The 12,238-nt window shown below is 65.8% G+C and carries 14 protein-coding genes; 4 read left to right on the top strand and 10 right to left on the bottom strand.

The window, feature by feature from the left end:
- Positions 1-340: 340 nt before the first annotated feature.
- The 3 genes from rpsN to rpmB are packed head-to-tail and all read right to left on the bottom strand — an operon-like array spanning position 341 to position 1,053.
- Entirely contained in the window at positions 341-646 is a 306-nt protein-coding gene (rpsN, locus tag AB4Y73_RS19520; RefSeq protein WP_164204161.1) for a 30S ribosomal protein S14, read from the bottom strand.
- Between the two features lie 3 nt (positions 647-649).
- Positions 650-817 carry a 50S ribosomal protein L33 gene (gene rpmG, locus AB4Y73_RS19515; RefSeq protein WP_013602737.1) on the bottom strand — a complete coding sequence of 56 codons (168 nt, stop codon included), beginning with the start codon at positions 815-817 and terminating at the stop codon, positions 650-652.
- A complete protein-coding gene (rpmB, locus tag AB4Y73_RS19510) occupies positions 817-1,053 on the bottom strand; it encodes a 50S ribosomal protein L28 (protein WP_026532175.1) in 237 nt (78 codons plus the stop codon). Before rpmB ends, rpmG begins: the two co-directional genes overlap by 1 nt.
- 327 nt (positions 1,054-1,380) lie before the next feature.
- On the opposite strand from rpmB, the gene AB4Y73_RS19505 reads away from it, so the two are divergent.
- Genes AB4Y73_RS19505 through AB4Y73_RS19495 form a run of 3 tightly spaced genes read left to right on the top strand, consistent with a single transcriptional unit; the run spans position 1,381 to position 4,200 of the window.
- Complete coding sequence (locus tag AB4Y73_RS19505) at positions 1,381-2,880, top strand: ferredoxin reductase family protein (protein WP_441874179.1); 1,500 nt, start codon at positions 1,381-1,383, stop codon at positions 2,878-2,880.
- Positions 2,877-3,395 carry an FMN-binding protein gene (locus tag AB4Y73_RS19500; RefSeq protein WP_441874177.1) on the top strand — a complete coding sequence of 173 codons (519 nt, stop codon included), beginning with the start codon at positions 2,877-2,879 and terminating at the stop codon, positions 3,393-3,395. The genes AB4Y73_RS19505 and AB4Y73_RS19500 overlap by 4 nt, the downstream gene beginning before the upstream one ends.
- The gene (locus AB4Y73_RS19495; RefSeq protein WP_441874175.1) at positions 3,379-4,200 is read left to right on the top strand and encodes an FAD:protein FMN transferase; all 822 of its coding nucleotides are present in this window, start codon (positions 3,379-3,381) and stop codon (positions 4,198-4,200) included. The genes AB4Y73_RS19500 and AB4Y73_RS19495 overlap by 17 nt, the downstream gene beginning before the upstream one ends.
- A 39-nt stretch (positions 4,201-4,239) precedes the next feature.
- Here the strand turns inward: AB4Y73_RS19495 and AB4Y73_RS19490 are convergent, their stop codons facing one another.
- Positions 4,240-5,001 carry an SGNH/GDSL hydrolase family protein gene (locus tag AB4Y73_RS19490; protein WP_441874173.1) on the bottom strand — a complete coding sequence of 254 codons (762 nt, stop codon included), beginning with the start codon at positions 4,999-5,001 and terminating at the stop codon, positions 4,240-4,242.
- Between the two features lie 39 nt (positions 5,002-5,040).
- Complete coding sequence (locus AB4Y73_RS19485) at positions 5,041-5,520, bottom strand: MarR family winged helix-turn-helix transcriptional regulator (RefSeq protein ID WP_441874170.1); 480 nt, start codon at positions 5,518-5,520, stop codon at positions 5,041-5,043.
- Between the two features lie 69 nt (positions 5,521-5,589).
- Here AB4Y73_RS19485 and AB4Y73_RS19480 point away from each other — a divergent pair, with 69 nt between their 5' ends.
- Positions 5,590-5,877 carry a YciI family protein gene (locus AB4Y73_RS19480; RefSeq protein WP_441874168.1) on the top strand — a complete coding sequence of 96 codons (288 nt, stop codon included), beginning with the start codon at positions 5,590-5,592 and terminating at the stop codon, positions 5,875-5,877.
- Between the two features lie 23 nt (positions 5,878-5,900).
- Here the strand turns inward: AB4Y73_RS19480 and AB4Y73_RS19475 are convergent, their stop codons facing one another.
- The 5 genes from AB4Y73_RS19475 to rhaS all read right to left on the bottom strand — a co-directional run bounded on the left by AB4Y73_RS19475 (position 5,901) and on the right by rhaS (position 12,197).
- Positions 5,901-7,418, bottom strand: a complete 1,518-nt coding sequence (locus AB4Y73_RS19475) for a rhamnulokinase (protein ID WP_441874166.1) — start codon at positions 7,416-7,418, stop codon at positions 5,901-5,903.
- On the bottom strand, positions 7,415-9,451 hold the full coding sequence (locus AB4Y73_RS19470; protein WP_441874164.1) for a bifunctional aldolase/short-chain dehydrogenase: 2,037 nt from the start codon (positions 9,449-9,451) through the stop codon (positions 7,415-7,417). Before AB4Y73_RS19470 ends, AB4Y73_RS19475 begins: the two co-directional genes overlap by 4 nt.
- Positions 9,452-9,457: 6 nt before the next feature.
- Positions 9,458-10,624, bottom strand: coding sequence for an L-rhamnose isomerase (rhaI, locus tag AB4Y73_RS19465; RefSeq protein ID WP_441874162.1), 1,167 nt, complete (start codon positions 10,622-10,624; stop codon positions 9,458-9,460).
- Positions 10,621-10,995: an L-rhamnose mutarotase gene (locus tag AB4Y73_RS19460; RefSeq protein WP_441874160.1), complete on the bottom strand. Its 375-nt coding sequence runs from the start codon at positions 10,993-10,995 to the stop codon at positions 10,621-10,623. The genes rhaI and AB4Y73_RS19460 overlap by 4 nt, the downstream gene beginning before the upstream one ends.
- 116 nt (positions 10,996-11,111) lie before the next feature.
- Positions 11,112-12,197: a rhamnose ABC transporter substrate-binding protein gene (gene rhaS / locus AB4Y73_RS19455; protein WP_441874158.1), complete on the bottom strand. Its 1,086-nt coding sequence runs from the start codon at positions 12,195-12,197 to the stop codon at positions 11,112-11,114.
- Between the last annotated feature and the right edge of the window lie 41 nt (positions 12,198-12,238).

Raw genomic sequence — 12,238 nt, 5'->3', positions numbered from 1 at the left:
CACCACTTACCGGCGCCCTAAAAGGACAACCAGATCCTGGTCTTGAAATTTGGGGGTTTTGGCCGCCCGCGGTAACCAGCTCTTCGCTGTTCCCCTCGCGGCGACTTAGAAAACAATACACCCCACCCGCCCCCACCGCAAATCACCCCTGCCAAGCGTCCTGAACCCCGCGGTTCCGCGGAAAACCCGGCCCTACGCACCCCCGCCGAGCCACCCGCCGTCGTAATTCCTTTGTGTGTGCTGCCGCACAGCCTGCGATACCTCCCTGCAGACAGCAGAAGGGCCGGCAACCAAAATGGTTGCCGGCCCTTCTCAAGCAGCTGGAATCAGCGGTGCTGAATTACCAGGAAGACTTGGTGATGCCCGGGAGCTCACCGCGGTGAGCCATGTCGCGGAAGCGAACACGGGAGATACCGAACTTCTGGAAGGTACCGCGGGGACGGCCGTCGATGATGTCGCGGTTACGCAGACGGATCGGGGACGCGTTGCGGGGCAGCTTCTGCAGGCCGAGGCGTGCAGCTTCGCGTGCTTCGTCGGTTGAGTTGGGGTCAACCAGAGCCTTCTTCAGTTCGAGGCGCTTTGCAGCGTAACGCTCAACGATGACCTTGCGCTGCTCGTTGCGAGCAATCTTGGACTTCTTAGCCATGGTTTAGCGCTCCTCTCGGAATTCGACGTGCTGGCGGATCTTGGGGTCGTACTTCTTCAGAACCATGCGGTCCGGATCGTTACGACGGTTCTTACGGGTTACGTAGGTGTAACCCGTGCCCGCGGTCGACTTGAGCTTGATGATCGGACGTACGTCCTTGTCCTTAGCCACTAGAGCTTCACCCCACGAGCCAGGATTGCGGCGACGACTGCGTCGATGCCGCGTACGTCGATGGTCTTGATGCCACGTGCAGAAACCTGCAGCGTGACGTTACGGCGCAGGGACGGAACCCAGTAGCGCTTCTTCTGAATGTTCGGATCGAACCGACGCTTGTTGCGGCGGTGCGAGTGCGAAATGCTGTGCCCAAAGCCCGGCTCGGCTCCGGTCACTTGGCAGTGTGCTGCCATGACTTCTCCTCAAGAATTGAAAGTAATGATCCGCATATCTGCTGCAGGATCATGCGTCTAAGAGCGACCCAAAGTGATCAGGGTGAACGGTTAGTCACGCAACTTGAGCCCCTAACTACCGGCTACCCTGGAGAAATTTACCGGGCCACCGGAGCAATTGCGCACGCTCCGCGCACTTAGCGCCCACCAAGTCTACGAGTTGAGGCAATTAAAGACCAATCCGGGGACGGAGGGTGTATAAGGACTCCCGCCACTTTCCATAAGGTCACAGCCTGCAGCACCTAGTTTTCACAGCAAAATGAAAGCTTCCTGGCGCACCGTTGAAGCATGAAGACACAGCTCCTGCCGGCCACTCCGGCGCCAAGCCGCTCCGGCCAAAACGGGCTCCCTTCCACCCCGCGCGCACCCCGCAGCGGAAGCCACGGCAGCGGCCCCGGCAGGGGCCGCTTCGCCAGGCAACACCGGCAACGGATGCTGCAGGCCGACCTCCTCACCGTGATCGCGTGGGCGTCGGTGGCGGCTGCGGTGGCCCTCTGGTTGGCCGACGGCGGCGCATCAGCAGTCAGTTCGCCGGCCGCATTGTTCACTGCGGTGGGAATCGTTGCGGGCCTGGCGGGCATGGACCTTGTCCTGCTGATGCTGCTGCTGGTGGCCCGCATTCCCTTTATCGACCGGACCGTAGGCCACGACAGAGCCTTGGAATTCCACCGGAAACTCGGCAAACCCTCGCTGTACCTCCTCCTGGCACATGGGCTGTTTATCGCCGTCGGCTATGGAATGGCTGAAGGGCTGGACCCCATCAGCGAATCAATCGCCTTGTGGACGCTGGTCCCGGACATGTGGCTCGCGTTCGTGTCCATGGCCCTGTTCATCGCGGTGGTGGCGACGTCACTGGTGGCCGTCCGGCGTCGTTTCCCCTACGAATTCTGGTACGTGGTGCACCTGCTTACGTACGCCGCCGTCGGGACCTCCCTCCCCCACCAGTTCAGCGTGGGCGGCCTCTTTGCTGAAGGCACGTGGCAGCGGTGGTACTGGCTGGCAATCTGCACCGCGACCGGCGTAGCTCTTCTTTACTACCGCGTGATCCAACCCCTGGTGGCCACTTCACGGCACCAACTGACGGTCAGCAGGGTCACCGGCGTGGCTCACGGCGTCGTGAACATTGAAATGACGGGACGGGAGCTCGGACGGCTGGCCGGGGCCGGCGGACGGTTCTTCGTCTGGCGGTTCCTGGCGCCAGGGCTGTGGTGGCATCCGCATCCTTTCAGCCTGTCCGCTGAGCCTGCCGTCTACGGGCCGGACGGTACGGGCACTCTCCGGATCACGGTCCGGAACCTGGGCCGCGGATCCGCGCAGCTGGCCCGGCTGCGGCCGGGAACCAAGGTGGCACTGGAAGGTCCCTACGGCGTGTTCAGCACCGCCGCCAGGAGCCGGGACAAGGTTGTGCTGATCGGCGCCGGCATCGGCATCACCCCGCTGCGGGCACTCCTGGAAACCACGCCGTTTGCACCCGGCCAGGCCACCGTCCTGCTCCGCGGCCACACCGAACAGGAGCTCTACCTCAAAGCGGAAATCCTCGAGCTCTGCCGGCAGCGCGGTGCGAGGCTATTCCACCTCACCGGACCCCGTGCGCGGCGGAATTCCACCACTTGGCTCCCCGATGAGGCCGTCCAGAACGGCTACAGCCTCCCGTCCTACGTCCCGGATCTCGCGGATGCCGACGTTTACATTTGCGGGCCCGCGCGTTGGGCGGGCAACGTCATCGCCGATGCCCGCGCCGCGGGCGTCCGGCCCGACCAGATCCATCACGAACGGTTTGACTGGTGAAAACACGAGGAGCAGTGTCTGCAGCCATCGCCTCCGCAGGTATCCTCCTGGCCGGCTGGCAGGCCGGAACCCAGGTCGCGGGGGTCAGCACCACCACCAACAGCAGTACGACGGCGGCCGGTACCAGCGGTGCCGGAGCCTCCGGCGGTGCGGGAGCGGCGTCGGGAAGCGGCACCTCCGGTTCCTCCAGTTCCTCGGGTACCTCCGGTTCCTCGGGCTCGTCCGGCAGCGCAGCAACGGCAGGGACCTACAAGGGATCGGTGGTGCAGACAAGGTTCGGCGCCGTGCAGGTCCAGATTACTGTCAGCGCCGGGAAAATTTCCGAGGTCACCGCCCTCCAGTTGACCGACGACGACCGCAAATCGGCCCAGATCAGCAGCCGGGCCGCGCCGCTCCTCCGCAGCGAAGTCCTGGCCGCGCAGTCAGCCAAGGTCAAAACCATCAGCGGAGCCACAGTCACCAGCAGCGCGTACCTCTCATCCCTCCAGGCAGCCATCGATGCCGCGCACCTCTGAGAACCCCGCGCGGCCCACGGCGGTCGCGCCGCTAATAGCCTCCACCTTCCACTCCATGGGCACTGTCATCAGCCTGACCATGCCCGGCGCGCCCGGTCCGGGAGGGCACTCAGCAACGGACGAGCTGGAAGCGGCGGCCGCCGTCGTCGAACGCGTTTTCCTTGAACTGGACCAGACGTTCAGCCTGTACCGGGAGGATTCCGAGGCGAGCAGCCTGGCGCGTGGCGAGATGACCCTTCGCGACGCGTCGCCGGTCATGCGGGAGCGGTACGCGGAGGCGCTGGAATGGCGGCTGCGGACGCACGGGGCTTTCACACCGGAAAGGCCCGACGGCGTGCTGGACCTTTCCGGCCTCATCAAGGCTTATGCAATCCAGGAGGCGGGGACGTCGCTCCTGGCCCTGGGGCGCACGGACTGGTGCCTCAATCCCGGCGGCGACGTCCTGGTCAACGGTTCGCCGGTGCCCGGAAGCCCCGAACCCTGGGACGCCGGCATCGTGGATCCGTTCGACCGCGGGGCCTTGCTGGCCGGCTACCCGCTGGGCACCCGACGGCGGCACTCGGCGCTGGCGACGTCAGGTTCGGCTGAGCGGGGGGACCACATTTGGCGACGGGCCGGGGAGGCCCCCACGTTTGTCCAAGTATCGGTTGCCGCCGCGGACATCACCACGGCCGACGTCCTGGCCACCGCGATCGTGGCCGGCGGCGTACCCATGCTGGACCGGGCCACGGACGGCTGGAATGTAGCGGTGCTGGCGGTCGGCAGCGACGGAGCGCTGCTGGGGACGCCGGACTTCCGCCGCTAGGGCTTGTGTGGGGACCGGTTCAACCTGTCCCGGCCCGGTTCAGAGCCGCGTCAGCTGGCCGTACTTGGGCGCCAGACCGTCTCCGGACGACTTGCCCGTCACACGCCGGACCACCCACGGCCCCGCAAACTCGCGGACCCAGCGGGCGTTGGCGCGCATCGCTTCGGCCCTGCTGAGTTCGGGGACGGGAGTCATGGGCGGGACGTCGATCGAATGGTCATGTTCGAGGACCGTGAGGACGCGCTTGGCCATGTTGGCGTGCCCCGCCGCGGACATGTGCATCCGGTCCTGGGCCCACATTCCCCAGTCGTAGTACTCGTTGAAGCGCCAGTAATCCACCAGCAGCGCCCCGTGGTCGCCGGCGATGCCGCGGACCAGTTCGTTATAGATCGCCGTGCGCCCGCGCATGGTGCTGAACACCTTGGACCCGCGCGCATCAAAGCCGGTGAACATCACCACGGTGGCTCCCGTGGCAGCCAACTTGCCGATGCCGGCGTCGTACTCCTGCAGCAGATCGTCGATGTCGATCCTGGGCCGCAGGATGTCGTTGGCTCCTGCGTAGATGGTCACCAAGGTCGGGTTAAGTTCGACGGCGGCGTCCACCTGTTCCGCCATGATCTGGCGCAGTTTCCTGCCGCGGATGGCGAGGTTTGCGTAGCCGAAGCCGGGATCGGCCGCGCCCAGCTGCTCGGCCACGCGGTCGGCCCAGCCACGGACACCGTTGGGACGGGTCGCATCATCATCGCCGACTCCTTCAGTGAAGGAGTCACCGAGGGCTACATAGCGGGTCGAAAAGTCCATCCCGCCAGTCTGTCATCCGTTGCCGCGAGCAACCAAGAATCAGCTTTCGCGGAGGATCCAGTGGTCATCGTCGAGCCGCGCCACAATTTTTTCCCCGATGCGGGCCAAATCGTTGACATCGCGGTCCGTCAGCGCGTCCAGGAACTTTGCGCGGACTGCCTCCACGTGCCCCGGCGCGAGGTTCACCAAAGTGGCCATCCCGTCGTCGGACAGGTGCGCGGTGGTGACACGCGCATCGCGTGGGTGCGGGCGCCGCTCCAGCCAGCCGCGCTTTTCCAGTTTGGACACCACGTGCGAGAGCCGGGACAGCGAAGAACTGGTCCGGGCCGCCAGCTCACTCATGGGAAGGAAATGCCCCTCGGCCTCCGACAGCATGGCCATGACGTTGTAGTCGAACAGGGACACCTTGCCGGCGCTGTGCAGCTGGCTGTCCAGTGCCGCAGGAAGGAGGGTGTTGATACTCAGGATCGCCAGCCAGGCACGGCGTTCGTCGGCGTTCAGCCAGCGCGGTTCGGTCATGAGTCCATTCTAGGAGGACAATCTCTTGACGGTTCAAGTGCCCCGTCCGCGCGCCGGTAGGCTGGCCCTATGTTTGTTGTGTCGCTCACCTACAAAGTGCCCGAAGACATCGTTGACTACCACCGCCCCGCCCATATGGCCTGGGTTAAGCAGGCGTTCGACGACGGCGTGTTCCTTGCGTCCGGACGCCTGGTTCCGGCGGTGGGCGGTGTGCTGCTGTCCAAGGCGGACCGCGCCACCCTCGACGCCGCCTTGGCCCGGGACCCGTTCTACAGCAACGGTGTGGCCGAGTTCGAGGTCATCGAGTTCACTGCCACAACTGTGGCTGATGGCTACGAAAACCTGCTGGACACCTAAGTCTTATTAGCGCAGCCCGATCCTCACAGGGCACCGCCGGCTGTCTGGTGTTCGGACCTGCGGGACGGCAGGTACTCGGCCGGCTGCCCCGACGCGCGCACCACGGCACGCAACTCACCGAGGCCGTCGCCGAGCACGCCGGCGGCGCGGGCCTGGACCAGGACGTTGCCCAGCGCCGTGGCTTCAACCGGGCCTGCCAGGACGGGCCTGCCGGTGGCCTCGGCGGTGAGTTGGCAGAGCAACCGGTTCTGGGACCCGCCGCCCACGATGTGAACCACGCCGGCCCGGGCGTCCGCGAGCCGTTCGGCGTCGGCGATGGTCCGGGCGTAGCCGGCGGCGAGGCTGTCCAGGATGCAGCGGGTGATGGCTGCCGGCTTGTTCGGCAGGATATTCCCGGTGTGGCGGACTGCGGCGCGGATGCGTTCGGGCATGTTGTCGGGGGCGATGAAGTAGGAATCGTCGGCGTTGATGAGCGGACCGCCGGAGGGCAGGGCTGCGGCGGCGTCGAGGAGTTCCGCGAGGCCGGGCCGGTAGCCCTCCCCCGCCCAGGTGCGCTGGCATTCGCTGAGCAGCCAAAGCCCGCCCACGTTGCGCAGGTAGCGGATGGTGCCATCCACGCCCCGTTCGTTGGTGAAGTTCGCTGCCCTGCTGGCCTCGGTCAGGACCGGGTGGGAGAGCTCGACGCCAACCAGGGACCAGGTGCCCGAGGAGATGTAGGCGAAGTCCTTCCGGTCTGCGGGCACGGCGGCGACAGCCGAGGCGGTGTCGTGCGAGCCCACGGCCACCACCCTCGTGCTCTCCGGCAACCCCGTCCTCGCCGCGATGGCCGGCAGGAGGGGGCCGGTTGTTTCGCCCGGCTGGATCAGCGGCGGGAAGAGGTCCTTGGGCAGGCCGAGGGCAGTGAGGAACTCGGTGGCCCACTCCCCCGCCACTGCGTCGAAAAGCCCGGTGGTGGAGGCGTTGGTTGCTTCGGTACGGCGCTGTCCCGTCAGGAGGAACGCGATCAGGTCCGGAATGAGCAAAGCCTGCATGCCCTTCAGGTCCGGCTCGGTGGCGAGCTGGTAAATCGTGTTGAACTGCAGGAACTGCAGTCCCGTGGTCCCATACAGCTGCGCGGGGTCGAGTTTCCGGTGGACGGGCGCCACGGCGGCGCGGCTGCGGTCATCGCGGTAGCTGTACGGCTGTGAGGTGAGCTCGCCCGCCTTGTTGACGAGGCCGTAGTCCACCGCCCAGGTGTCGATCCCGATGCTGGCGATTATCTCGCCGCGTTCCCTGGCGACGCGGGCCGCGGCAGCGAGCCCTGCCAGGACCTCGGCGAACAAAGCATCAAGGTCCCAGCGGAGGCCGCCGTCGAGCTCTTTGACGCCGTTGGGGAAACGGTGCACAGTCTCGAGCTCGGCCCTCGTCCCACCGGGACTGCCAGCGACCCGGCCGAGGATGACGCGGCCGGAGGAGGCCCCGATGTCGACGGCGGCGAACAGGCCGCCGTCGGCCTTGGCTTCAGCGGCACGTGCGTCACCCAGCGCCGGCATTGTGCTCATCGCAGGAACGCGGCGGCCACGCCGGCATCAACGGGGATGTGGAGCCCGGTGGTGTGGGAGAGCTCGCTGCCGGTTAGCACGGCCGCGGCGTTGGCGACATTTTCCGGCAGCACTTCGCGCTTGAGCAGCGTGCGCTGGGCGTAGTACTTGCCCAGTTCCGCTTCCTTAACCCCGTAGACGGCGGCGCGCTTGGCACCCCAGCCGCCCGCGAAGATCCCGGAGCCGCGGACCACGCCGTCGGGATTGATGCCGTTGACCCGGATCCCATACACGCCCAGCTCCGCCGCGAGCAGGCGCACCTGGTGGGCCTGGTCTGCCTTGGTGGCGGAGTAGGCGATGTTGTTCGGACCGGCGAAGACGGAGTTCTTGGACGAGATGTAAATGATGTCGCCGCCCATTTCCTGGCCGATCATCACCTGCGCGGCGGCCTTGGAGACCAGGAAGGAGCCCTTGGCCATGACGTTGTGCTGCAGGTCCCAGTCCTTCTCCGTGGTTTCCAGCAGCGGTTTGGAGATTGAGAGCCCGGCGTTGTTGACCACCAGGTCCAGTCCGCCAAAGGCCAGGACGGCGTCCTGGATGGCAGCGGCGATCTGGGCTTCGTCGGTGACGTCGGCCTGGACGCCGATGGCGACATCCGCACCGCCCAGTTCCGCGGCGACGGCCTGGGCGTTTTCGAGGTTCAGGTCGGCAATCACTACGCACGCGCCGTCGGACGCCAACCGGGTGGCGATGGCTTTGCCGATGCCCGACGCCGCCCCGGTGACCAGCGCGATCCGGCCAACGTGCGACTTGGGCTTGGGCATCCGGGCGAGCTTCGCCTCTTCCAGTGCCCAGTATTCGATCCGGAACTTCTCGGATTCCTCGATCGGCGCGTACGTTGAGACGGCCTCGGCGCCGCGCATGACGTTAATGGCGTTGAGGTAGAACTCTCCCGCCACCCGGGCGGTCTGCTTGTTCGCCCCGAAGGAGAACATGCCCACCCCGGGAACCAGGACGATGGCCGGGTCCGCGCCGCGCAGGGCAGGGCTGTCCGGGGTCGCGTGCCGGCGGTAATAGCCCTGGTAGTCCTCGCGGTAGGCGGCGTGGAGTTCCTTCAGCCGGGCGACCGAGTCCTCGATCGGGGCATCGGCGGGCAGGTCCAGGACCAGCGGCTTGACCTTGGTGCGCAAGAAGTGGTCCGGGCAGGACGTGCCCAGGGCGCCGAGCCGCGGGTGCTCTGCAGCTTCGAGGAACTCCAGGACGGCGGGGTGGTCGCTGAAGTGCCCCAGCTGCGGCTTGTCCGTCGAGGCGAGTCCGCGGATCACCGGAGCCAGGGCGACCGCCTTAACACGCCGCTCAGCCTCCGGGAGGGCGCCGTAACCGGGCAGCTTGGGCCCGAACGGGTCGGCCTTGCCGTGGTCCTTGATGTACTGCTCTGCCTGCTCGATGATCCACAGGGAGTTCGCCTCGGCTTCCTCGCTGGTGGCGCCCCAGGCGGTGATGCCGTGGCCGCCGAGGATGGTGCCGACCGCGTGCGGGTTCGCATCCTTGATGGCGGCGATGTCCAGGCCCAGCTGGAAGCCTGGGCGGCGCCACGGCACCCACGCGACCTTCTCGCCGAAGATCTCCTTGGTGAGCGCCTCGCCGTCGGCTGCCGTGGCAATGGCGATCCCGGAGTCCGGGTGCAGGTGGTCCACGTGCGCGGCGTCCACCAGGCCGTGCATTGCGGTGTCGATCGAGGGGGCGGCGCCGCCCTTTCCGTGCAGGCAGTAATCGAACGCGGCCACCATTTCGTCTTCACGCTCGACGCCGGGGTACACGTTTTTCAGTGCCTGCAGCCGGTCCAGCCGCAGCACGGCCAGGCCTTGTGCCGTGAGCGTGCCGAGGTCTCCGCCGGAGCCTTTGACCCAGAGCAGCTGGACGTCCTCGCCGGTCACGGGGTCCTTCTCAGCGCCCTTGGCCGAGGTGTTGCCGCCGGCGAAGTTGGTGTTCCGCTTGTCCGCGCCGAGGCGGTTGGAACGGGCAATCAGTTCTTCAACAGTCTTGTTCGTCATGACTTTTCAGGCGCCCCATCCGGCTTGCTGGCCGCCGACGCGGTCCTCGTTGATCTTCTTCTGGTAGCCGCTGGCCTTGAAGGCTGCCAGCGGGTCCGCGGGCAGGCCGCGGGATTCACGCCATTCGGCCAGGATGGGCCGGACGTCGGTGTAGAAGGCATCATTGAAGATGCCGTTGGCGGCCAGGACGTCGCCGCTGCGCTGGGCCTCGGCGAGCGCATCCGTGTCGATCAGCAGGGCGCGGGCCGTCATTTCCTGGACGTTGAGCACGGAGCGGATCTGACCGGGGATCTTCTCTTCCAGGTTGTGGCACTGGTCCAGCATGAGCGCCACGCCCGAATCTTTCCCGAATCCGCCGCCGCGGATGACCTCGTGCATGATGCGGAAGAGCTGGAACGGATCCGCGGCACCCACGATGAGGTCGTCGTCGGCGTAAAAGCGTGAGTTGAAGTCGAAGGAGCCCAGCTTGCCCAGGCGCAGCAGCTGCATCACGATGAACTCGATGTTGGTGCCCGGAGCATGGTGGCCGGTGTCGAGGCAGACGAAGGCCTTCTCGCCCAGCGCCAGGGTCTGCGCATAGGAGGTGCCCCAGTCCGGAACGTCGGTGTGGTAGAAAGCCGGCTCGAAGAACTTGTACTCGAGGACGAGCCGCTGGTTTTCGCTCAGGGCCGCGTAGATCTCCTGCAGGGATTCAGCCAGGCGGTCCTGCCGGCCGCGCATGTCGTCCTGGCCCGGGTAGTTGGTGCCGTCCGCGAGCCAGATCTTCAAATCACGCGAGCCTGTGGCGTGCATGATCTCCAGGCACTCGAGGTGGTGAGCGATGGCGCGGCGGCGGACTGACTCGTTGGCTGAGGTCAGGGAACCGAACTTGTACTCGTCATCCTGGAAGGTATTGGAGTTCACCGTGCCCAGCCCCACGCCCAGGTCCGCGGCGTACTCCTTCAGGGCCGCATAGTCATCCACCTTGTCCCAGGGGATGTGCAGAGCCACGGTGGGCGCCAAGCCGGTCAACTCGTGGACCTTCGCGGCGTCGGCCAGCTTCTCCTGGATGGTGCGCGGGGTGCCGGGGGTGCCGAACACCTTGAATCGTGTGCCGGAGTTGCCGTAGGCCCAGGACGGCACCTCGATGGCGAGTTCCCCGAGGCGGCCCAGGGCCTTTTCTGTGCTGTTCATGGTTGTTCCTTCTGCGGTTGGTGGCTGTCCCCGGCGACGTTGGCCGCGGACAACTGGTCCTCGAGATTGAAAATTTCTGTGAGCTGGAGGAAGCCCTGGTCCGGTGACTGCGCGTCGTCTTCGAACAGGGTTGCCATCTCGGCCTGCCAGCGGGCGTTCACCTCAGTGAGCGCCATTCGGGCGCGTACTGCGTCGAAGTCATCGCACTCCACGTAGCCCACGAGCAGCCCGTCGTCGGCGAGGAACAGCGAGTAGTTGTTCCAGCCAGCCGCCTTGAGCTCCCGGAGCATCTCCGGCCAGACAGCGGCGTGCCGGCGCCGGTACTCCGGAATCTGGCTGGGTTTGACCGAGGAGCGGAAACACACCCTCATGAAGAATTCCCCTCACCGCAACTGTAATTGAATCGATTCATTCGTGCAATAGTGTTCTGCTAATTCGTTCGCCTGGCTCCGGCGCTGGTCATTTGACCAGCGCCGGAGCAGAGCATCTAGAAGTTGTACTTGTCCACGTTCTCGGCCGTGAAGACGGTGGGCTCACCGAGCAGAACCGTGGCGTTCGGGCCGACTTTGAATTCGCCCAGGGTGCCGGCCTTGAAGGTCTGGCCTTCGGTGCCGCTGATCTGTCCGGATGCCAGGGCCGCGCCGGCGTAGGCGGCGAGGTAGCCGAGCTTTTCAACGTCCCAGAGGGCGAAGGACTTCATGGTCCCGTTTTTCAGGAATTCCTTGAGCTGGCTCGGGAAGCCGAGTCCGGTCAGCTGCACCTTGCCCTTGTATTCGGAACCGGCCAAGTACTGGGCGGCAGCGGCAACGCCGACGGTCGTGGGCGAAATGATGCCCTTGAGTGTGGGGTGGGCCTGGAGGAGCGCCTGGACTTCCTGCTGGGACTTCTGGGCGTTGTCATCGCCGTAGGCGGTCGCGACGAGCTTGAGCTTGGCGTACTCGGGCTTCTGCAGTTCCTTTTTCATCAGCTCGATCCACGCGTTTTGGTTCGTGGCGTTCGCGGTGGCGGACAGGATGGCGATGTCCCCGCCGGCGGCACCGATGGCGTCGGAGATGAGCTTGATCTGGGTTGACGCGATACCTTCAGCGGTGGCCTGGTTGATGTAGAGGTCGCGGCATGAGGGGTCGGTGTCGGAGTCAAAGGTGACCACCTTCGCTCCGGCGCTGCGAGCCTCGTCCAGGGCCGAACAGATGGCTTTGGGATCGTTGGCCGAGGTTGCAATGACGTTTGCGCCCTGCTGAGTGAGGGTGTTGATGTAGCTCACCTGGCTGGAGGCGCTGGCTTCGGACGGCCCGACCTCGGAGAAGACGCCCTTGTATTCCGCCACGGCATTCTTGCCGCCGCGATCAGTGACGGTGAAGTAGGAGTTGTTGAGCTGTTTGGGCAGGAACGCCACCTTCAGCCCTTCCTTAATCGGGGCATTCGGATCCGCCGTGGCGCTGGAAGAGGCGCCGCCGCCACCGCCGGTGCTTGAGTTGTTGGTGGTCCCGCCGCAGGCGCTCAGCGCCAGTGCGAGTCCCGTGGCGACGGCTATATAGGCCGGTGCGAGGCGGCGGGTGCGGGTAGTGGTCATTAATTTCACGGTGGTGCCTTTCAACTGAACGTCGTTGTTGC

Origin of the sequence: Pseudarthrobacter sp. TAF60_1 (genome assembly GCF_052113505.1) — a bacterium.
Taxonomy (GTDB): domain Bacteria; phylum Actinomycetota; class Actinomycetes; order Actinomycetales; family Micrococcaceae; genus Arthrobacter.
The sequence above is the reverse complement of the archived record's forward strand: the minus strand, read 5'-3'. Positions and strand labels throughout refer to the sequence as shown.